Origin of the sequence: Mesorhizobium shonense (assembly GCF_040545255.1) — a bacterium.
GTDB lineage: Bacteria > Pseudomonadota > Alphaproteobacteria > Rhizobiales > Rhizobiaceae > Mesorhizobium > Mesorhizobium shonense.
On the sequence record NZ_JBEPLM010000001.1, the window covers coordinates 769,921 to 789,106 of the forward strand.

Consider the following 19,186-nt stretch of genomic DNA (forward strand, 5'->3'; position numbering starts at 1 on the left):
TGTCAGCCGACGATTTTTGAAAAATCGGCGACCTGGTCGGTGGCGGCGCGGATGCGGGCAAGCAGCGCCAGGCGGTTGGCGCGCACGGCCTGGTCCTCATCATTCACGAGAACGCCTTCAAAGAATGAATCAACCGGTTCACGCAAAACGCTAAGCGACAGCATGGCGGTGGAAAAATCTTCGTTTTGAATCGCTTGTCCGGCTTCCTTCTCGGCCTGATTCACCGCTGCAAACAGTTTCTTTTCCGCGTCTTCGCGGAATAGCGCTGGCTCAACGCCATCGGCGACCAATGTTTTCTTCTTCTCCTCGGCAGCCAGGATGTTGGCAGCGCGCTTGGTGCCGGCGAGCAGGTTCCTGCCATTCTCGGTGTCGAGCAAGGAGCCCAGCGCCTCGACGCGGCGGACGATCTGCAGAAGGTCGTCGGACTGCGGCGTGATGACGGCATCGATCAGATCGTAACGCGCGCCCTGGTCGCGGAGATAAACTTTCAGGCGGTCGTGGAAGAAGGCGAGGAGGTCCGACGTCTGGCCGGCGCCGCCGGCGAAATTCGCAAAAGCCTTGGCGAAGATCGAGGTCAGTCCCAGGCGAATGCGGTTCTCGACCAAAATCCTGACCACGCCGAGTGCAGCCCTTCTGAGTGCAAACGGATCCTTGCTGCCGGTCGGCTTTTCATCGATCGCCCAGAAGCCGGTGAGCGTGTCGAGCTTGTCGGCAAGGGCGACGGCAACCGACACCGGGTCGGTCGGCACCCGGTCGGAGGGCCCTTGCGGCTTGTAGTGCTCCTCGGCGGCCGCGGCCACGGACGGATGCTCGCCCTGCAGCAGCGCGTATTTACGGCCCATGGCGCCCTGCAATTCCGGGAACTCGCCGACCACCTCGGTCTGCAGATCGGCCTTGGCGAGCACTGCGGCGCGGGCGACGAGCGCGGCAATCTCCCTCTCAAGGGGGGAGATCGACTTCGCCACCGTCGGCGCCAGTTCCTCGGCCAGGCGCTTGATCCGCGCGACCCGCGCGCCCTGCGTGCCGAGCTTGGCATGGAAGGTCACGTTCAGATGATCGAGCCGCGCCATACGCTGGTCCAGCGGCTTCTTCAGATCCAGGTCGAATTTCGCCGCCGATTCCTTCAGCTGATCGAGGTCCGGCAGGTCGCCCTGGTCGGTCTTCCAGAAATAGAGCGCGTCGGAGAGCCGCGCCCGCACCACCTTGCCGTTGCCATATGCGATCTCCTTGCCGCCGTCCTTCGCCTCGATGTTGGCGACGAGGATGAAGCAGTTGGAGAGTTGGGTGATCTCCCCCCTCGAGGGGGAGATGGCCGGCAGGCCAGAGGGGGTCGCTTCGGCTGGCTCGACGCGTTCTGGTCTTTCGAAGACAGAAGATGTTGGCGCTCCACGCGAGACGACCCCCTCTGTCGGCTTCGCCGACATCTCGCCCTCAAGGGGAGAGATTTGGCGTCCGGTCACAAAACACTTCTGGTTGGCGCGGATGGTGAGCCGGATGACCTCGGCCGGAATGATGAGAAAGTCCTGTTCGAACTCGCCCATGAGCACGACCGGCCATTCGACCAGGCCGGAGACTTCCTCGAGCAGGCCTTCGTCCTCGACAAGGTCGAGGCCGTTGGCAAAGGCGACGTTGCGCGCGTCCGCCAGGATGATCTCCTTGCGCCGATCGGCGTCGAGTACGACCTTGGCCGCCTCGAGCTTGGCCACGTAGTCGTCGAAACGGCGAACGGTGATCGCGCCTGGCGCGTGGAAGCGGTGGCCGTAGGTGATGTTGCCGGAGCGGATGCCGTCGATCTCGAAATCGACCACCACCGGCTCCTCGGTCTCGGGGCCGAAGGTGCAGACGATCGATTGCAGCGGGCGCACCCAGCGCAGCGAACCGGGCTTGGCCGATGCCGGCCCCCAGCGCATCGACTTCGGCCAGGGGAAGTTCTTGATGATGCCCGGCACCAGCTCGGCGATGATTGCTTCGGCCGCCCGGCCCGGCTTCGCAATGTGGGCGACGTAGAAGTCGCCCTTCTTCGGATCCGAATGGACATGCGCCTCGGCGATCGATGAAAGGCCGGCTTTGCGCAGGAAGCCTTGCACGGCCTGCTCGGGCGCCGTGGTCGAGGGGCCCTTGATCTCCTCGCGAATGTCCTTCGAGCGCGCGGTCAGCCCGCGGATGTCGAGCGTCAGGCGCCGCGGCGTCCAGTATTCGCGTGCCGCCTCATAGGTGAGACCCGCCTCGACCAGACCGTCGGTCAGCATCTTGCGAAGATCGCCGGCAGCCTTGCGCTGCATACGCGCGGGAATCTCTTCCGAGCGGAGTTCCAGAAGCAGGTCAGGCATTGGTTAGCTCCTCACCCTCCCCTCGATGGGAAGGGTCGGCGCGGCCGCGCCGGTGTCACGAATGCGCGGGAAATAGCAACTCGGCCGGCCGCTGTCACCCCGCAAGCAGATCGCCTCTTCGTTCGATTTCTGGAAATTTTTCAGCCGGCTGTCGGGACAGATCAAGCCCGCCCGTCCTTTGAGCAGAAATTCCCATGAACCAAACGCAGCACTGAAGCGACCAACGCTCAGACAGAGAACTATTGGCTGAACGACGATGAAGACGGCATCGAGAACCCTGCAGATCCTGGCGCTGAGCGCCTGCTTCGCCGCCCAGGCGCATGGCACGATTACGATGCCGGGGGTGAGACAGGCGCTGCGCACGATCGATGGCGCCTTCAGCCAAAGTGCGTTGCCGGTCGCCACCGTTGAGATCGCAAAAGTTGTTTTGAGCTAAGCCGCCAGGCCGCCCGCCTTCGTCTTCAGGAACGCCTCCCCGCAAGCCTTGGCCAGATTGCGCACGCGCAGGATGTAGCTCTGCCGCTCGGTGACGGAGATCACGCCGCGCGCGTCGAGCAGGTTGAAGACATGGCTCGCCTTGATGCACTGGTCATAGGCCGGGAAGACGAGGCGGTGATACCCCTCCCCCTTGAGGGGAGGGTCGCCCGAAGGGCCGGGAGGGGTCGCCGGCGACAAGCTCGACGCCTCATTGGCGGTGCCTTCTGCTGCGACCCCCTCTGTCGGCTTCGCCGACATCTCCCCCTCGAGGGGGGAGATAGGCGCGCCGGCGGCAAGAAGCGCCTTGCACTCGGCCTCGGCGTCCTCGAAATGCCGGAGCAGCATCGCCGTGTTGGCGAATTCGAAATTGTGGCGCGAATATTCCTGCTCGGCCTGCAGGAAGACGTCGCCATAGGTGACCTTCTCGGCGCCCTCGCGGCCGTTGAAGTTCAAATCGTAGACATTGTCGACGCCCTGCACATACATGGCGAGGCGCTCGAGCCCGTAAGTGAGCTCGCCCGCCACCGGCGCGCATTCGATGCCGCAGACCTGCTGGAAATAGGTGAACTGCGAGACCTCCATGCCGTCGCACCAGCACTCCCAGCCGAGACCCCAGGCGCCGAGCGTCGGGCTTTCCCAGTCGTCCTCGACGAAGCGGATGTCATGCAGCAGCGGATCGACTCCGATCGCCTCGAGCGAGCCGAGATAAAGCTCCTGCAGGTTCGGCGGGTTCGGCTTCAGGATCACCTGGTACTGATAGTAATGCTGCAGGCGGTTCGGGTTCTCGCCATAACGGCCATCCTTCGGGCGGCGCGACGGCTGCACGTAAGCCGCGTTCCAGCGCAGGGGCCCAAGCGCGCGCAAGGTGGTCGCCGGATGGAAGGTGCCGGCGCCGACCTCCATGTCGTAGGGCTGCAGGATGACGCAGCCGTAAGCCGCCCAGTAATTGTGCAAGGTCAGGATCAGCCCCTGGAAGGAGCGGCTGGGATGCATGTGGGCAGGAATCTCGATGGTCACGGCGGCCTCGGAAAGCGCTGGGATTCAAGCATTCCCTAGTTGCCGGGCCGGCGAGCGTCAAGGCAGCGCCTTGCGCCACAGCTCCGAGATGTTGAACGCTTTGCGGCCGGCTGGCCCATTGCCGGGCGGTCACGCCCGCCGTTTGCTCGGATAAGCCGCAACGACAAAGGTTCCGCCATGCCCGGTCAACTCACCGTCCGCCCCGTCACCCGGCAGGACTACGAGCAATGGCTGCCGCTCTGGGATGGCTACAACGCCTTCTACGGCCGTTCGGGCGAGACGGCCCTTGCCGGCGAGATCACCAGGATGACCTGGGCGCGCTTCTTCGATACCTATGAGCCGGTGCATGCGCTGGTGGCCGAGCGCGACGGGAACCTTCTCGGCCTCGTCCACTATCTCTATCACCGCTCGACCACGGCGATCGCGCCCAACTGCTACCTGCAGGATCTTTTCACCTCTGAGGCCGCGCGTGGCCAGGGCGTCGGCCGGGCGCTGATCGAAGGCGTCTATGAGCGCGCCAAGGCCGCCGGCTCAGGCCGCGTCTATTGGCTGACGCACGAGACCAACCACACCGCCATGCAGCTCTACGACAGGATCGGCGAGCGTTCGGGGTTCGTCGTCTACCGAAAAATGTTCTGACAGAGCCGCTGAAAGAATTGCGGGGCCCGAGGGCCCCGCAAAAATGCATGATTGCGAAATCTCAGCCCTTCGGCGGCGCTGTCGGCGGGACCGGCTTCACCTTCGGGGTCTCCTGCGCCGTGTTGGATTCGATCGGCGGCAGGCCCTTGAGCAGCTTCTGCTGCAGGGTAGCGAGCACGTCCGGATCCGGCTTCAGGTCGCGCGCCTGGGTCCACTGGAAGGTCGCTTCCAGCTTGCGGCCGACGCGCCAGTAGGCGTCGCCCAGATGGTCGTTGAGGACCGGATCTTCCGGCTTCAGCGACACGGCGCGCTCCATTTCGCGCACGGCGTCGTCGTAGCGGCCAAGGCGGTAGTAGGCCCAGCCCAGCGAATCGACGATGTAGCCGTCGCTCGGCCTGAGATCCACGGCCTTCTGGATCATCGCCAGGCCTTCCTTGAGGTTCATGTTCATGTCGACCCAGGAATAGCCGAGATAATTCAGAACCTGAGGCTGGTCGGGCTGCAGCTCCAGCGCCTTGCGGAAATTGGGCTCGGCCTTCGGCCATTCCTTCAGCCGCTCATAAGCGATGCCGCGCTGGTAGAAGATGTTCCAGTTGGCGGCGGTCGGCGCCTTCAGCTCCTCGACCGCCTTGTCGTAGAGATTGGCTGCCGAACGGAAATCCTCCTTGGAGGAGTAGACGCCGCCGAGCGCCAGATAGCCGCGCATGTCGGTCGGATGCGCATCGACATAGCCCTTGAGGTGCGCGATGGCTTCGTCGTGGCGGTCGATGTCGGCAAGGTTCAGGCCAAGCTGCAGCTCCGAAAGCTCTTTCAACGGCGAGGCGTTCGGAATGCGGCGATAGAGCGCGATCGCGCCTTCACCGTCCTTCAGCTGCTCGGCGACGGCGGCAAGCTGCACGAGGGCGGCGTCGCTGTCCGGCTTCAGCGCCAGCGCATATTGCAGATAGAGCCGCACGAAAGGCTCGCCGCCGCCACGATTGAGCGCGGTGGCGAGGTCGAGCAGGATTTCCGAGGCGCCGTCCGCCGGAGTGGCGACCAGGGGCTCGATCTTGTCGCCCTTGTTGATCCGGTCGCGCAGCGTGGTGATTTCCAGCTTGCCGGGCGCGAAGGCCTCGGCCTGGTTGAGCACCGCGATCGCCTTCGACTTGTCGCCCTTGCGGGCGAGGAACGAGGCATAGGCCTGCGCGTTGCGCATCCACGTCTCGGGCGCGGAGCCGCCGGCGGCGGTGTCGGCCAGGGTGGCGGCGTAGATTTCATCGGCCTTGTCGGAAAGGCCGGCGGCATCGGCGATCAGCGCGCGGTGGTAGGACTTGAACAGGCCGAACCAGTCCGGCCCCTTGAGCTTGTCGATCGAAGCCATCGCCTCGGAGGCATCGCCCGCGCCTTCCTTGGCCCAGCCGTCCATCACGCCGGAGAGCAACCGGTCGAGATCGGATTCGAGCGAGAGCTTCAGCCAGTACTGGGCCTTGGTGTAGTCCTTCTTGTGGAAGGAATCGACGGCAAGCGCCAGCCGCGAGAAGCGCTCGACATCGGGCACTTCCTTGAGCTTGTCGGCGTAGACCAGCGATTCCTCGAAGCGGCCTTGCGCGACCAGCGCCAGCATCAGGCTCTGCTGCAGCTCGGTGTCGTTGGGGGCAAAGGCCAGCGCCTGCTTGTAATAGGCAATGGCGTTGTCGAGATCGTTGTCGCTCTCCGCAGTATGAGCAGCAAGATAGGCGCCCGAGAAGGACGTGATCTGGATCGGTTTGGCGTTTTCCTTGGCATGGGCAGGCAGCACCGAAAGCGCCACACCCGTCAAAAATGCCAGCCTTGTCAGCCAGCGCGCACGTCCTTGCTGCATCTTATCCCTTTCAGCCAGACGGGATCCCGCCCTCGGCGGACCGCCCACAGACTTGACCTTTTCCAGACAAAGCATGGCCTTTTTGGGGACAGGCTTCAATCCGGCGCGAATCACAATGCAATCATCCGGCTTAAAAAACGATGCCGCGCGAGCAAAAAGTCCGGCGCGGGGGACACCGATGGGTGTTGCCTAAAGGCGCGTGTCGTGAAATCCGCTGCCGGCAACCGCGCTGCACAGGCCGGACCATTCGCAGCCTGAGCACGCCTGGCGCGTCAGGCCGGCGGAAAACGCCTTGCGCATCCGTGACAGGCCGGAAGCGTCCAATACGAGCCGGTCACCGGCCTGGATCGGCCGGCCGAGGAGAGCTCCGACATCGCGCGCGGCGAGCCCGTCCCGCTCGGCGGCGCCCTCGCCCAGGCAATGCGGCTCGGGCTCGCTCAGCATCGGGGCACAGATGTCGTCCGGCCCGGAAACGATCAGGACCGCCTCGCCCTCGCCCAGCCGCCCCACCACCTTGTCATAGTTGGCGGTGAAGGCGGGCGAGTAACCCTTGCCGACATAGGTCAGCAAGCAGAGCAGATGATGGGCGCGCAGCCGGACGGTCATCGCGTCCTACGCGCGTGGGTCGCGCGGTTCCGCCCGATAGGTGGAAAAGAGCTTCAGCGTCGCGGCGCCCAGCGCCGACTTCAGCAGGCCGCCGACGATGAAGGGCAGGAAGCCGAAGGTGATCGCCTTCCCAGCGCCGATCATGGCGGCAAGCCAGGCAGTGCCGAGAACCAGGCACAGAAGATTGCCGATGAGCATGGCGGCGAAGGCGAGCATCACGCGATTGCCGTTCCAGCCGCGTTCGGCCAGCCAGCCGACGACAGCGCCGACGACCGGGAAGGAGAAGAGATAGCCGCCGGTCGGGCCGACGAAATGCTCAACGCCGGCAGCGCCGCCCGCCAGAACCGGGAAGCCGGCCGCGCCCTCGACGAGCCAGGCCGCGATGGTGAGCGCACCGAACCGCCAACCATAGAGCGCGCCGACCAGCGTCACGGCAAAGGTCTGCATGGTCACCGGAACGGGCACCATCGGCACCTCGATATAGGACGACAGCGCCAGGAACAGCGAGCCGAGAATGACGGCGCCGGCCTTCCAGGCGACGGAGCGGCTATCCAGCCGGAGCGGGCTGAAGGAGGGCTTGCGGGTCGAAACGGCGATGTTTGTCACGGTGATGTCCCTGGTTGAGTTGAAATTATAGATAATTTCCGTATTCGATCTATTATCCAATCCACATTTTTGGAGAGATGGCAAGCGTTGCATTGCGGAAGGCAGATCGCACGAGTGGTGAGGCTGAGCCATTCACGGGGCGTTGGGGCGCCCAAAACCGACATTTGACTGCGATAGAGCGCAGAAAGGTAGCTGTGTGTGCCTCGCTAGCCGACGATGGCGAAGGCGTCGCGGGTTCTGCCGGAGGCGGTCTTGACCGGTTTCTGGCCGATCCATTGCACATGCCGGCCAAGCGTGGCGGCGGCCGATTCAGTATTGCCCTGCCGGAGCGCGCTGAGAATTGCCCGGTGATCCTGGTCGGTTCGGGTTTCCCATTCGGAACGCCAGGCCGCGAACAGGAAGCGGGCGCTTGCGGCATGCAGATCGTCGATGGTGGAAAGAAGGCGCGGCATGTTGCAGGGCGCCAAGATCAAGCGGTGGAAGGTACGATTGGCCTCTTCCCAGGAACGGACGTCGCGGGACTTGTCGCCCGCCTTGGTGGCTTCCTCGGCCAGGTCGAGGATCGCCGGCGTCAGATGCGGCGCGGCGTGCCGCAGCGCCAGCACCTCGAGCGCCGCGCGCATCTCGGCGACTTCCCTGACCTCGCCGAGGTCGAAAGCGGCGACGCGCACGCCGCGGCGCGGCTCGCTGATCGCCAGGCCTTGCGCCTCGAGGCGGCGGAAGGCCTCGCGCACCGGGACGTGGCTGGTGCCGAATTCCTCGGCGACATGGTCCTGGCGCAGCCGCGATCCGGGCTCGATCGCGCCCGAAATGATGCGGTCCGCCAGTTCCTTGCTGATGCGGACGGCGATCGTGTCCTCTGTGTTGGCCATATTTTATAGATAATTTGCGCGGTGACCGTTTGTCGAGACGGACAAATCGGGAATTCAAGACTTTCGCAACCACCCGTCTTAAAGCGCGTCGCGATCTTTCAGATTCGCTCCGTGCGCTTTAGGTTTTTGATTTTACGCATGTCTTTGATTTTACGCATGTCTTTGTCCCGAAACCGGTTCCCACTTTCGGGAGACATGCTTTAGCCGCCCGAACAAGACAAGTGTTCGCGCCGATCGCAGGCGACGGCGATCCGGCACTGGCTCGGGCGCCCACCCCCGCCGCAGCCCTGCGGAAGGGACGGCTGATTGCAACGTGACCGACGCGATCTTTAAATCAACAGTGCAAATCCAGCAGCCTTGTTGACGCTGTCCTTCACGATCGCAAGCGCGCCGTTCACGATCTTTTCGATCACGGCATCCGTCATCACTGTCATCATGGCGATCGTGGCGATGACATGGAACCTGGCGGTTCGCAGATGCTGCTTGGCACGCGCTTGGCTGAGTTCCCCGTCCGCATACGCCTCCACGATCAAGACTATACGCTGTGCCAGTCCCCGCAGTTCCACGGTTGCCGCGGTAGCCATTGCCTTCCAGCCGTCCCCTGCTACCTGCGCAGCCTGGGCGACGATTTGGGAGCCGATAACGCCGACGTCGAGGGCCATTTCAGTTTCCTCCTAGTATTTTTTCGCGCGCAACGCAGTCAGAGCAACGCGTACCGCCGCGTCGATCTCCTGACTGTCGAGCAATGCAACCGTTGGGGTCAGTTTGCTTGCTTCCCGATGATCGGCCTCAAGGTCGCTCTCGGCCATTCGCACGCCGCGCACCACAATCGCGATGCAGTTGCCCGAGACATCGAGAGCTTCAGAATCGGCGGCGCCGCCGACCCGCTTTTCGGCATTCGCTATCGCTGCCTGGCTCGTATCGACGCCGGCCGATGCAAATAGCTGAAGGGCCTTCGACGTGGGACAGGTCCGGCTGCTGAGAACATCCGCGCGAAGCTGCAGATTGGAAAGGCTCGCCGCTGCCGAGGCATAGTATTTTCTGGCTTCATCGGACTGATAGGATCCCCTTGCCGTGCCGGCATTCATCTGCATGCTCTTGATGAACTCCGCCGTCGACTTCTGAAATACATTCAGCTCGTCATCGATGGCCTTGTCGTACGGCTCCCCGATCACAAAGGATGTGCAACCGGACAGAAGAAGGCCAAACACGACGGGCAGGATCCTGTTCATGCGACGAAACATTGATGAAAACCCAGGTTAGCCGGTTAAAATCGGCAGTTGCGTTTCAATCAGCGGCCTCTCAATGGCCGATGACTCCGCTTCCGGGCACAACGGCCGTCATGAACCGGTAGGATGAATTGGCCTGATGTCTGGGGTCGGACTTGACCTTCGCCATGAACTGGACATGGCCAGCCCTGGTGCGGCCAACCAGGCACCCTGCGCTGGTGCGACCCAAATCGTCCTTCGGCGCGTCGTAACCCCAATGCTGGTTGACCGCGAAAAGCCCGAGGTCGACGGCGTCGCCCTGGCGCTTGAAGTCCTTGTTCAGGTCGCGATAGACCAGAATTGGCTCGACCTGAACCAGCGCTTCATGCGCCGCGGCCGTGCCGGGGTGATGGGTTCCGACAACCCATGACTTGTACTGTCCGAACGCGATGCGCGCGGCGCCCTTGGGGCTCATCGGATGCGTCGTCCAGTAAAGGCCCGGCTCGGTCGTTCCGTCCCACATCTGCGTAACCGGCAAGCCCGTGGAATCGATGGAAAATACGATCCGCACGTCATTGAACAGGTTGGGCTTGTTGTCGTTCGGAGTGCCGTCGAGATTGGTCCCCTCAAGATAGACGATGTTCAGCGCGAGCGGGTGTCGACAAATCCAGTGCTCCTTGGCGTCCATGTAGGCGATGACATCGTCGAACCAGTCGCCCCGCTTGCGAATGGCCGGAAGCGACGGACTGCCGACGTCCAGAAGCGCCCGGGCCAGCGCCTTGGTAAGACCCTGGCCCGTCGAAAGGCCCTTGCGGTAGGCGAATTCCGACAACGCCCAATTTGAGACGCCGCCGAACTTTCCGTCCGCCGGCGGATCGAGGTAACCATGCGTCGTCAGAAGTTGCTGGATCTGTTTCACGAGGTCGATATCGCCGCCGAGGACCGATATCGGGATGGAGTCGGTTACGTCTTCGAGTCTCATCGAGGTCCTCCGCCTGCCTCAAGCCACCTTTGCGCTTCATGTATCGGCAGGAAGCAGCAGCGCTCCCGCCTGCACGGATTGATCGAGATGGGCAGCATTGCCTGGATTGGAAGTGTAATAGTCGGTCGCCATCAAATAGCCCCGCATGTCACTCCCACCGACAAGCTGCGGAGGCTTCGGCAGCGGATGCTGCAGATGCGGATCGTCGCCTTTCAGCCATGTCAGGAGCTTTGACGGATGGCCGGACATGTTGATCCACAGCGCAGCATACAACAGAGCCTTGGCGCTGATCTTGCGATGAGCTTTTGCGGCCGCCTCGATACACTTGTCCAGATCGGAATAGACGTCGGCGGCAATTGCCTGGTCCATCGCATCGACCTTCGCACTGCCCGTCTTGAGCGCGTTGTTGACGAATTTTGTATCAGCGCTTGAAAGCGGATTTCCAATCAGGTGCACCGACAGCTTGTCGAGATAGCGCTGAATATCAGCCTTGCTGGCGTCGGCGTCCGCCAATATCTGCCTGAACGTCTTTGTGACGATATCCTGACCAGCGGCGAGATCGCCCTGCATGAATCCGAACGAACCGCCACTTTTTCCTTTGGCGGCGAAGTAGAGCTGGTAAGGGCTTTTCGTGCCGATCTCGTGCATACGCAGCGCGGCACTGATGGCTGCTATGAGCCTGGCTTCCGGCATTCGCTGCCCCCATCGCACGCCAAGCAACCGCTCGGCTATGCCACACCCCAGGTCGGTCAGGAATCCTCTGCGCTGAACGGGCGCGGCTTATGAATAGCCCTCAATCCCGTTCAACCCAGGCCAAAGAAAAATACTTTCCGGAGGAATTCGGCGGACTATTCTCTCGCCAACCCCTAGAAACCCAACGCCCATAGTTATTAAAACTACATCAGTGCTTTAAAGTCAATACTTAAAAACAACCTCTACTTCGGCCTCTGCCAATTGGCTTAAAGCATGTCTCCCGAAAGTGGGACCGGTTTCGGGACAAAGACATGCGTAAAATCAAAACCTAAAGCGCATGGAGCGAATCTGAAAGATCGCGACGCGCTTTAGGGCTAGTTAGTGGCGACATGCCAGCAAACAGCAAGCATCACGATGCCACAGGAGAATATGGGGCGAGCAGGCTTATGATGCACGACTATTTCCCACGAATGCAGGAATGGTTCAGTCGACCAGCCCAATGCATGTCGCCCGAAAAGTGTTCAGCGGTCTTGGGAAAACGACATGCATAAAAACAAAGACTTAATGCATGTCGCCCAAGAAGTGCGCAGCGGTTCTGGGGCAACGACATGCATCAAAACAAAAAGGCTTAAAGCGCGTCGCCTGAATCCGTTTCAGCGCGGCGCGCTTCAAGTCAAGCTGGCCGACACCGCACGCGCTGCCTGCGGTCGGAAGGGCCTCAGCTGACGCGGCTGATGCAGAAATCGATGACGTCGATCAGCGCCGACTTCTGCGGCGTCGCCTCCAGCGGCGCCAGCGCGTCGCGGGCGATCTCGCCGAAGTGACGGGCGCGGCCGATCGTGTCGGCGATGGCGCCGTGACGGGTCATCAGGCCGATCGCCTTTTCGAGCCCGGCATCGTCGGCGACATTGTCCTCGATGGCGCGCTTCCAGAAGGTGCGCTCGGCCTTGGTGCCGCGCCGGTAGGCGAGGATCACCGGCAGCGTCACCTTGCCCTCGCGGAAATCGTCGCCGACATTCTTGCCAAGGTCCTGGCTGGAGCCGCCATAGTCGAGCGCATCGTCGATGAGCTGGAAGGCAAGGCCTAGGTTCATGCCGTAGGAACGCAGCGCGACGCGGTCGGTGCGGGAGGCCTGGGCGATCACCGGGCCGACCTCGGCGGCCGCCGAGAACAAGGCGGCGGTCTTGGCCTTTATGACGGCGAAATGCTCGTCCTCGGTGGTCTCCAGGTTCTTGGCGGCGGCAAGCTGCATCACCTCACCCTCGGCGATGATGGAGGCGGCGCTCGACAGGATGTCCAAAGCCTCCAGCGAGCCGACCTCGACCATCATGCGGAAAGCCTGGCCGAGCAGGAAATCGCCGACCAGCACGCTTGCCTGGTTGCCCCAGATCATGCGCGCCGTCTTCTTGCCGCGGCGAAGCGCGCTCTCGTCGACGACGTCGTCATGGAGCAGCGTCGCGGTGTGCATGAACTCGACCGCGGTGGCGAGCTTGACGTGGCCCTCGCCCGCATAGCCGAACATCTGGGCGGCGGCGAGCGTCAGCATCGGCCGCAGCCGCTTGCCGCCGGACGAGATCAGGTGGTTGGCGACCTCCGGGATCATCTCGACGTCGGAGCCGGCCTTCGACAGGATCAGCTCGTTGACGCGTCCCATGTCGGCTGCCGTCAGGTCGATGAGATCCTTGATGGAAGCGGGTTCCCGCTTGCCTTCGATATTCAGAACGACACCCACCACGATCACTCCCGTCCAATTGACGCGCACAACACCCTGGTCCCTGTGGGACTCTAGGTCGGTACAACCGAGCACGGCAAGAGGCGAATTGGCGCGGCTTGGCTGGAACGGGCCTACCTCAACGTTTACATGAACGCCGCAACCTGCGATTTTCATTCCATGATTGAACTCGTCCGCACCAACGACGCCGTCCTTATCTCCTTCGTCGAATCGCTGATGCGCGACGCCGGCATCGCCTGCTTCGTCGCCGACCAGAACATGAGCGTGCTCGACGGATCGATCGGCATCCTGCCGAGGCGCATAATGGTCGACGCCGACAAGGCGGACGCGGCGCGCCGCATCCTGAAGGATGCGGGCATCGAGAACGAAATCCGCCGGAAATAATGGCAGCTTCAACCGCCCTTGCCCCGGATACGCCGGCCCACACGGTCGATGCCTTCCATCGCGGGCGCTTCTGGCTGGTGCAGCCACGGCAAGGCCATCGCGCCGGCATGGATGCCATGATGCTGGCGGCAGCCGTCCCGTCGGCTTTCTCCGGCAAGCTCGCCGATTTCGGCGCCGGCGCAGGCGCCGCGGCGCTCGCCGTTTTGTCGCGCTGCCCTGAGGTGCAGGCGGTGCTGGTCGAGCGCTCCGCCGAGATGGCGGCGTTTGCCGCCGCCACGCTTGCGCATCCGGGCAATGCGCATCTGGGCGGCCGCGCCTCGGCGCTTAAGGCCGACGTCACGCTTGCCGGTCGCGCGCGGACCGAGGCCGGGCTTGCCGATAATTCCTTCGACTTCGTCATCATGAACCCGCCTTTCAACGCCACCGAGGATCGCTCGACGCCGAACGCGTTGCGCAGGGAGGCGCATGTCGCAGAGGACGGGCTGTTCGAGCGCTGGATCAGGAGCGCCGCCGCCGTCGTCAAGCCGCGCGGCGGGCTTGCGGTGATTGCCCGGCCCGAGCAGCTTGTCGCCATCCTCGATGCGGTCGAAGGCCGCTTCGGCGATGCCGAGATGCTGTGCGTGCACCCGCGCCCGGACGCGGCGGCGATCCGCATCGTCGTCAGGGCGGTGCTCGGCGCGCGCGGCAAGCTGTCGATCCGGCCGCCGCTCACCCTGCATGGCCCATCGGGCAACGGGCCGACGGAGCGGACCGAGATGATCAACAATGGGCTGGCGTCGCTGTTCGGCGATTGATCAAAGGCCGGCAATGCGGCATTGCCGTTGGCTGTGGAATTCCTACATGCCGGGGGCAAGGATGAGGTCCCGCCTTGCTCTTTGCACCTCTTGCGGAGACAAGCTTTCGTGAAACGCCTCTTCAACCGCCTGCTGCCGAAATCCTGGCGCTCGACAGTCGTCACCATTCCCGTCATCCGGCTGCATGGCACCATCCTGCCCGGCGGCGGCCAGTTCCGGCCGAGCCTGTCGCTCGCCTCGACGGCTGGCGTTATCGAAAAGGCGTTCGGCTTCGACGCGCCGGCGATTGCGATTTCGATCAACTCGCCGGGCGGCTCGCCGGTGCAGTCGCGGCTGATCTTCAAGCGCATCCGCGATCTGGCCGTGGAAAAGAACAAGAAGGTGCTGGTCTTCGTCGAGGACGTGGCGGCCTCCGGCGGCTACATGATCGCGATCGCCGGCGACGAGATCTTCGCCGACCCCTCTTCGATCGTCGGCTCGATCGGCGTCGTTTCGGCCTCGTTCGGTTTCCCGGAACTGTTGAAGAAGATCGGCATCGAGCGGCGCGTCCACACCGCCGGCCAGAACAAGGCCGTGCTCGACCCGTTCAAGCCGGAGAAGAAGGAAGACGTCGAGCGGCTGAAGGCGCTGCAGCTCGAAGTGCACGAGACCTTCATCGATCTGGTCAAGGAGCGGCGCGGCACCAAGCTCAAGGACGATCCGGACCTGTTCACGGGGCTGTTCTGGACCGCCAAGAAGGGCCTGGAACTCGGCCTCGTCGATGCGCTGGGCGACATGCGCAGCGTGCTCAAGACCCGTTTCGGCGAAAAGACGCAGCTCAAGCTGATCACCGCGCCGCGCGGGCTTTTCGGCCGTTTCGGCCTGTTCGGCTCGCGCTTTTCGGCGCCCGACATCGCCGCGGCGGCGGCTAGCGGCGTCATCGATGCGGCGGAAGAGCGCGCGCTGTGGGCGCGCTTCGGCCTTTGAAAAAGTGCTGAAAGCGTCTAGCATAATCGCTTGACCGACCCGTACGGCCGGCCTTGCCGCGAGAAACGCGGAAGGAGTTTTAGGATGCCGCAGATCATTTTCTTCGTTGTCGTCGGCGCCGCCGCCTATTTCGGCTATCGCGCTTTTGTGCGCGAGGCCGAGCGTGTGACGGCCAAGATCCGCCGCACCGAGAAACAGGCGGCCAACGGCACGATGGGCACGCTGGTCAAGGATCCGAAGACCGGCGAATACCGTCTGGCCAAGGACTGAAGCCATCTCGCCAGCAGCCGACATTCTGGAGTCCGAGGCCAGGTCCCGGACATGGCTTGCGCCTGCCAAGATCAATCTGGCGCTGCATGTCACCGGACGGCGTGCGGACGGCTATCATCTCATCGACAGCCTTGCCGTGTTCACCCGTTTTGGCGACCGGCTGCAGATCGAGTTGGCGGAGCGCGACGAGTTCTCGATGTCGGGCCCCTTCGCCGCCGGCGTACCGCTCGACGGCGACAATCTGGTCGTCAAGGCGCGCGAGGCCCTGCGACGGCAAGCCGGCGCGCAGCCGATGCCGCCCGTCGCCATCCGGCTTGAAAAGAACCTGCCGATCGCTTCCGGCGTCGGCGGCGGCTCGGGCGACGCGGCGGCCGCGCTCAGCGGCCTTTCGCGCCTCTGGGCACTCGATATCGACGAAGCCGGCCTGGCGCGGATCGGGCTGACGCTCGGCGCCGACCTGCCGATGTGCCTCAAGGCAAAGCCGCTGATTGCGCGCGGCATTGGCGAAGAATTGTCGCCGCTGGCAGGCTTTCCCGCGCTGGCCCTGGTGCTGGTCAATCCGGGTGTGGCGGTTTCGACGCCAGACGTCTTCAAGGCGCTTTCCAAGCGCGACAACGAGGCATTGCCGCCCCTGCCCGGCCGCCTGGATTTTCACACCATCCGCAACTGGCTCGAGACGACCCGCAACGATCTCGAACCTGCCGCTCAAGCCATCCAGCCAGCCGTCGGCGAAGCGCTAGGGGCGCTGAAAAAAGCAGGTGCCGCCTTCGCCCGTATGTCAGGCTCCGGCGCCACCTGTTTCGGCCTGTTCGAGACCGGTAATGTCGCCAAGCGCGCGGCGATCGAGATCCGCGGCCGCCATGCCGGCTGGTTCGTCGCCGCGACGCGCAGCATGGAGGCTGATTGATGGCGAGGACCGACGGCAGCCGCCCCTTCATCCCCGTGCGCATCGCGGTGCTGACGGTTTCCGACACGCGCGACCTTGCCGACGACAAATCGGGCCAGACGCTGGCCGACCAGATCGCGGAAGCCGGCCATATTTTGGCCGCCCGCGATATCGTCACCGACGACCGGGAAAAGATCCGCGAGAAAGTGCTCGGCTGGTCGAAGGATCAAGCGGTGGACGTCGTCATCACCACCGGGGGCACCGGATTCACCGGCCGCGACGTGACGCCGGAGGCGCTCGAGCCAATCTTTGAAAAGCGCATGGACGGTTTTTCGGAGGTCTTCCACCGCATCTCCTACGACAAGATCGGCACCTCGACGATCCAGAGCCGGGCGACCGGCGGCGTCGTGAATGCCACCTTCGTCTTCGTGCTGCCGGGCTCCCCCGGCGCCTGCAAGGACGCCTGGGACGGCATCATCAAGGCGCAGCTCGACTACCGGCACATGCCCTGCAACTTCGTCGAGATCATGCCGCGGCTGGACGAGCATCTCAGGCGCGGCGGCAAGCCTGCCTCGTAAACCGCAGGCAAAACATTCAATCGGCATCCGGTTTGCAGGCGGAATGGCGCTCCCGCCTTCGCGGTGCCATTCCGAAGCCGATGCGGGCAAAGTACCTTGTGCGAGGAAACAAGGGACCTTTGCCATGGCCGTTCACAGCGGCGGATGCCATTGCGGCAATATCCGCCTGAGCTTCTCCACTGCGCTCGACCCTACGAGCTTGGAGATCCGCGCCTGCCAGTGCTCGTTCTGTACCCGTCATGGGTCGCGCGCTGCCGCCGATCCGAACGGGCATCTGACCATCTCGGTCGAAGACAAAGCACGGCTGCAGATCTATCGCTTCGGCCTGCGCACGGCCGACTATCTCCTGTGCCGCGAATGCGGCGTCTATGTTGCCGCGATTGCCGGCGACGGTGACGGAGCCAGGGCGATCGTCATCGTCAACGCACTCGACGATCGCGAGCAATTCTCTCGCGAACCGATCCCTGTCCGATACGATGCCGAAAGCCGCGAGCAGCGTCTGGCGAGGCGCCGCACCGCCTGGATGCCGGTCGAAATCCGGGGAATGACCTGATCAGCGAATGACGGGCTCGCCGTGGAAGCGGCGGCGCGATGGCCGCGAGACGCCGAAGCCGATCTCCATCATCAGCCTCGGCGTATGCGCCGGCACCGTGCCCATGTGGAAGCCGAACGGGTCCTCGACGAATCCGAGACCCGCCTCGCCCGTCAGCGTCACAGGGCTTTCCTGGCCGTAGACGTCCAGCACCTCATCCGCGGCGTGGCCGACCAGAAGCGTCAGCTGGTGCTTGAGAGCGCGGCGCCTGTGGCTGCCGCGGACATAGACATGCGGGCCGGTGCCGGCATCGCAGGGCTTCAGATAGAAGAAGAACTTCAGCATGCGCCAGTCGTCGAGGTCGAAATGGTATTTGCCGAGCGAGGCGAGGTTCTTGTCGGCGTTGGAAGCCTTGCCGGTCGGGAAGCTCCACCAGACGCGCGTCGTGATCAGCTTCGCCTGGCCGCCGAGATAATGCCGGGCGACGTCGAGCAGCAGCGGATCCTTCTGGATGGCAAGGGCCGCCGGACAATCCAGGATGCGCTCGAAATAGTGCCCGCTGAGCAGCGAGCGGCCTAACCGCTTTTCCGCCTCGTCATGCTCGCCTGGCATGAATTCGAGACGGCGGTCGAAATTGCCGAAACAGGGCGTGCGCTGCGCGAAAGCAGCGATCTCCTCGTGGATCGCCGGCGGCAGCATGAAGCCCGAAAACAACCCATCGGAGCGCAGCGCCTCGACCACGACCCCGCGCTCGATGCCGGTGAATATCGTCTCACCCGCACTGCCGAGCGGACGGGCTCGCTTTGCACCCAGCCAGTGGATGCGGCGCCCCGGCATGGTGCGAGCCAGCACGAACATCGGCAGCCAGGCCGGGTTTTCGCGCAGGTCCTTCAGATAGGTCGGTATGCGCACGACCATGCGCCTGAGCAGGCTGCCGTCGCGGGCGATGGCCTCCAGGCTGGCCGCGCCGGAATTGTCTGGGGGAGCAAGATTCATCGGGGGTCCTCATATGCATTGACGTTCGACGAAGCGACGCCCGCCTATCGCTTCGGCATTACCCAATCCCGATTGTCCCGCATGCCGGGATGCTAACCTCGCCTTTATTTTTGTGCAATGCACAATAAAGCAATGAAGACTGAAATCTGCTGCCCGGCTTTCCTCTTGCGGGCGCCTGCATCACTTCGGCGGCGCCACCCAGATCTCGGCATTCAGCCTCCTGGTCGCGAGACCGCGTGCCAAAGCTTCGGCGCTGCGCGCGCTTTTCGCGAGCGCCGCGGCCTGGCGCTTGGTGATGACAAGGCCTTCGGCCAGCGCCCGGTTGCCTGAAAAGACCCGGGCTAGGAACGGCACGCGATTGGCGCGCGCGCGGGAAAAACGCGCCGGCATCGTCTGCTTGGCCGTGTGGGCGGCGACCTCCTCGATCCAGCCTTCGGCCAGCCGCGCGCCTGGCTCGAGCAACAGCAGCCAGTCGCCCTTGGCCTGGCCGATGCCGTCGGCGACGCCGCCGGCCATATAGTGGCAGCCGGCATGCTCTGCGACGTAGTGAGTCTGGTCGGTCGAACCAGTGTCGCAGACGATGACGTCGCGCACCACGCCTTCGACCGCGCCGCCGATCAGCGAGGCGAGCGTGCGGGCAAGACCCTCTTCGTCGTTGCGGGTTTCGATGAGAACGCTGAGCATTCCTAGCCGAATAGCGGAAAGCCGGGCGCGGCGCCAGTTGCGCGTCCCAATCGAAAAAGTTCTTGCTTTGTTCTCATCGACAAAATAGGAATAG

General features: G+C 63.6%; 23 protein-coding genes. 10 read left to right on the forward strand and 13 right to left on the reverse strand.

The features are described from left to right. Positions 1-2 precede the first annotated feature (2 nt). Positions 3-2,330 (reverse strand): glycine--tRNA ligase subunit beta, encoded by a 2,328-nt coding sequence (gene glyS / locus ABID26_RS03940; protein WP_354413927.1) that lies wholly within the window; start codon positions 2,328-2,330, stop codon positions 3-5. A gap of 256 nt (positions 2,331-2,586) precedes the next feature. Here glyS and ABID26_RS03945 point away from each other — a divergent pair, with 256 nt between their 5' ends. Next, positions 2,587-2,766 (forward strand): hypothetical protein, encoded by a 180-nt coding sequence (locus ABID26_RS03945; RefSeq protein WP_292301485.1) that lies wholly within the window; start codon positions 2,587-2,589, stop codon positions 2,764-2,766. On the opposite strand, the gene ABID26_RS03950 is transcribed toward ABID26_RS03945, so the two are convergent. Then, entirely contained in the window at positions 2,763-3,824 is a 1,062-nt protein-coding gene (locus ABID26_RS03950) for a glycine--tRNA ligase subunit alpha (protein ID WP_354413930.1), read from the reverse strand. The genes ABID26_RS03945 and ABID26_RS03950 overlap by 4 nt on opposite strands. A 177-nt stretch (positions 3,825-4,001) precedes the next feature. On the opposite strand from ABID26_RS03950, the gene ABID26_RS03955 reads away from it, so the two are divergent. Beyond that, entirely contained in the window at positions 4,002-4,463 is a 462-nt protein-coding gene (locus ABID26_RS03955; protein ID WP_354413933.1) for a GNAT family N-acetyltransferase, read from the forward strand. Positions 4,464-4,524: 61 nt separating this feature from the next. On the opposite strand, the gene ABID26_RS03960 is transcribed toward ABID26_RS03955, so the two are convergent. The 8 genes from ABID26_RS03960 to ABID26_RS03995 form a co-directional block, all read right to left on the reverse strand. Next, positions 4,525-6,303: a tetratricopeptide repeat protein gene (locus tag ABID26_RS03960; RefSeq protein WP_354413935.1), complete on the reverse strand. Its 1,779-nt coding sequence runs from the start codon at positions 6,301-6,303 to the stop codon at positions 4,525-4,527. Between the two features lie 189 nt (positions 6,304-6,492). Continuing rightward, a complete protein-coding gene (locus ABID26_RS03965) occupies positions 6,493-6,909 on the reverse strand; it encodes a DUF1284 domain-containing protein (RefSeq protein WP_354413938.1) in 417 nt (138 codons plus the stop codon). 6 nt (positions 6,910-6,915) lie between these two features. Beyond that, positions 6,916-7,515, reverse strand: a complete 600-nt coding sequence (locus ABID26_RS03970) for a biotin transporter BioY (RefSeq protein ID WP_292342016.1) — start codon at positions 7,513-7,515, stop codon at positions 6,916-6,918. Between the two features lie 206 nt (positions 7,516-7,721). Continuing rightward, on the reverse strand, positions 7,722-8,387 hold the full coding sequence (locus ABID26_RS03975) for a GntR family transcriptional regulator (protein WP_126101510.1): 666 nt from the start codon (positions 8,385-8,387) through the stop codon (positions 7,722-7,724). Between the two features lie 329 nt (positions 8,388-8,716). After that, the gene (locus ABID26_RS03980) at positions 8,717-9,049 is read right to left on the reverse strand and encodes a hypothetical protein (RefSeq protein ID WP_354413940.1); all 333 of its coding nucleotides are present in this window, start codon (positions 9,047-9,049) and stop codon (positions 8,717-8,719) included. Positions 9,050-9,061: 12 nt separating this feature from the next. Continuing rightward, on the reverse strand, positions 9,062-9,619 hold the full coding sequence (locus tag ABID26_RS03985) for a hypothetical protein (RefSeq protein ID WP_354413943.1): 558 nt from the start codon (positions 9,617-9,619) through the stop codon (positions 9,062-9,064). 70 nt (positions 9,620-9,689) lie between these two features. After that, positions 9,690-10,577, reverse strand: a complete 888-nt coding sequence (locus ABID26_RS03990; RefSeq protein ID WP_354413946.1) for a peptidoglycan-binding domain-containing protein — start codon at positions 10,575-10,577, stop codon at positions 9,690-9,692. 36 nt (positions 10,578-10,613) lie between these two features. Continuing rightward, the gene (locus tag ABID26_RS03995) at positions 10,614-11,270 is read right to left on the reverse strand and encodes a hypothetical protein (RefSeq protein WP_354413948.1); all 657 of its coding nucleotides are present in this window, start codon (positions 11,268-11,270) and stop codon (positions 10,614-10,616) included. Between the two features lie 543 nt (positions 11,271-11,813). Here ABID26_RS03995 and ABID26_RS04000 point away from each other — a divergent pair. Continuing rightward, positions 11,814-11,996: a hypothetical protein gene (locus ABID26_RS04000; protein WP_126101515.1), complete on the forward strand. Its 183-nt coding sequence runs from the start codon at positions 11,814-11,816 to the stop codon at positions 11,994-11,996. On the opposite strand, the gene ABID26_RS04005 is transcribed toward ABID26_RS04000, so the two are convergent. Next, a complete protein-coding gene (locus tag ABID26_RS04005) occupies positions 11,989-13,002 on the reverse strand; it encodes a polyprenyl synthetase family protein (protein ID WP_126101516.1) in 1,014 nt (337 codons plus the stop codon). The genes ABID26_RS04000 and ABID26_RS04005 overlap by 8 nt on opposite strands. Before the next feature lie 159 nt (positions 13,003-13,161). Here ABID26_RS04005 and ABID26_RS04010 point away from each other — a divergent pair, with 159 nt between their 5' ends. The 7 genes from ABID26_RS04010 (at position 13,162) to ABID26_RS04040 (ending at position 17,433) form a co-directional block, all read left to right on the forward strand. Further along, the gene (locus tag ABID26_RS04010; protein WP_059186744.1) at positions 13,162-13,386 is read left to right on the forward strand and encodes a putative signal transducing protein; all 225 of its coding nucleotides are present in this window, start codon (positions 13,162-13,164) and stop codon (positions 13,384-13,386) included. After that, on the forward strand, positions 13,386-14,180 hold the full coding sequence (locus tag ABID26_RS04015) for a tRNA1(Val) (adenine(37)-N6)-methyltransferase (protein WP_292367703.1): 795 nt from the start codon (positions 13,386-13,388) through the stop codon (positions 14,178-14,180). The genes ABID26_RS04010 and ABID26_RS04015 overlap by 1 nt, the downstream gene beginning before the upstream one ends. Positions 14,181-14,288: 108 nt before the next feature. Beyond that, positions 14,289-15,146, forward strand: coding sequence for a S49 family peptidase (locus tag ABID26_RS04020; RefSeq protein ID WP_126101518.1), 858 nt, complete (start codon positions 14,289-14,291; stop codon positions 15,144-15,146). An 84-nt stretch (positions 15,147-15,230) separates the two neighbouring features. Next, a complete protein-coding gene (locus ABID26_RS04025; protein WP_066999017.1) occupies positions 15,231-15,416 on the forward strand; it encodes a hypothetical protein in 186 nt (61 codons plus the stop codon). Positions 15,417-15,441: 25 nt separating this feature from the next. After that, positions 15,442-16,323: a 4-(cytidine 5'-diphospho)-2-C-methyl-D-erythritol kinase gene (locus ABID26_RS04030; RefSeq protein ID WP_354414239.1), complete on the forward strand. Its 882-nt coding sequence runs from the start codon at positions 15,442-15,444 to the stop codon at positions 16,321-16,323. Then, positions 16,323-16,880, forward strand: coding sequence for a molybdenum cofactor biosynthesis protein B (moaB, locus tag ABID26_RS04035; protein ID WP_354413958.1), 558 nt, complete (start codon positions 16,323-16,325; stop codon positions 16,878-16,880). The genes ABID26_RS04030 and moaB overlap by 1 nt, the downstream gene beginning before the upstream one ends. A gap of 124 nt (positions 16,881-17,004) precedes the next feature. Then, positions 17,005-17,433 carry a GFA family protein gene (locus ABID26_RS04040; RefSeq protein WP_292342021.1) on the forward strand — a complete coding sequence of 143 codons (429 nt, stop codon included), beginning with the start codon at positions 17,005-17,007 and terminating at the stop codon, positions 17,431-17,433. On the opposite strand, the gene ABID26_RS04045 is transcribed toward ABID26_RS04040, so the two are convergent. Together ABID26_RS04045 and ABID26_RS04050 are read right to left on the reverse strand one after the other, a co-directional pair. After that, on the reverse strand, positions 17,434-18,408 hold the full coding sequence (locus ABID26_RS04045) for a hypothetical protein (RefSeq protein ID WP_292342022.1): 975 nt from the start codon (positions 18,406-18,408) through the stop codon (positions 17,434-17,436). It lies immediately after the preceding gene. Between the two features lie 180 nt (positions 18,409-18,588). Beyond that, positions 18,589-19,092, reverse strand: coding sequence for a glycosyltransferase family 2 protein (locus tag ABID26_RS04050; RefSeq protein WP_292301459.1), 504 nt, complete (start codon positions 19,090-19,092; stop codon positions 18,589-18,591). Between the last annotated feature and the right edge of the window lie 94 nt (positions 19,093-19,186).

Coding starts and splice junctions, on each gene's coding strand:
- glyS (WP_354413927.1), bottom strand. CDS start 2,330: ATGCCTGACCTGCTTCTGGAACTCCGCTCGGAAGAGATTCCCGCGCGT.
- ABID26_RS03945 (WP_292301485.1), top strand. CDS start 2,587: ATGAAGACGGCATCGAGAACCCTGCAGATCCTGGCGCTGAGCGCCTGC.
- ABID26_RS03955 (WP_354413933.1), top strand. CDS start 4,002: ATGCCCGGTCAACTCACCGTCCGCCCCGTCACCCGGCAGGACTACGAG.
- ABID26_RS03960 (WP_354413935.1), bottom strand. CDS start 6,303: ATGCAGCAAGGACGTGCGCGCTGGCTGACAAGGCTGGCATTTTTGACG.
- ABID26_RS03965 (WP_354413938.1), bottom strand. CDS start 6,909: ATGACCGTCCGGCTGCGCGCCCATCATCTGCTCTGCTTGCTGACCTAT.
- ABID26_RS03975 (WP_126101510.1), bottom strand. CDS start 8,387: ATGGCCAACACAGAGGACACGATCGCCGTCCGCATCAGCAAGGAACTG.
- ABID26_RS03980 (WP_354413940.1), bottom strand. CDS start 9,049: ATGGCCCTCGACGTCGGCGTTATCGGCTCCCAAATCGTCGCCCAGGCT.
- ABID26_RS03985 (WP_354413943.1), bottom strand. CDS start 9,619: ATGAACAGGATCCTGCCCGTCGTGTTTGGCCTTCTTCTGTCCGGTTGC.
- ABID26_RS03990 (WP_354413946.1), bottom strand. CDS start 10,577: ATGAGACTCGAAGACGTAACCGACTCCATCCCGATATCGGTCCTCGGC.
- ABID26_RS03995 (WP_354413948.1), bottom strand. CDS start 11,270: ATGCCGGAAGCCAGGCTCATAGCAGCCATCAGTGCCGCGCTGCGTATG.
- ABID26_RS04000 (WP_126101515.1), top strand. CDS start 11,814: ATGCATAAAAACAAAGACTTAATGCATGTCGCCCAAGAAGTGCGCAGC.
- ABID26_RS04010 (WP_059186744.1), top strand. CDS start 13,162: ATGATTGAACTCGTCCGCACCAACGACGCCGTCCTTATCTCCTTCGTC.
- ABID26_RS04015 (WP_292367703.1), top strand. CDS start 13,386: ATGGCAGCTTCAACCGCCCTTGCCCCGGATACGCCGGCCCACACGGTC.
- ABID26_RS04025 (WP_066999017.1), top strand. CDS start 15,231: ATGCCGCAGATCATTTTCTTCGTTGTCGTCGGCGCCGCCGCCTATTTC.
- moaB (WP_354413958.1), top strand. CDS start 16,323: ATGGCGAGGACCGACGGCAGCCGCCCCTTCATCCCCGTGCGCATCGCG.
- ABID26_RS04040 (WP_292342021.1), top strand. CDS start 17,005: ATGGCCGTTCACAGCGGCGGATGCCATTGCGGCAATATCCGCCTGAGC.
- ABID26_RS04045 (WP_292342022.1), bottom strand. CDS start 18,408: ATGAATCTTGCTCCCCCAGACAATTCCGGCGCGGCCAGCCTGGAGGCC.
- ABID26_RS04050 (WP_292301459.1), bottom strand. CDS start 19,092: ATGCTCAGCGTTCTCATCGAAACCCGCAACGACGAAGAGGGTCTTGCC.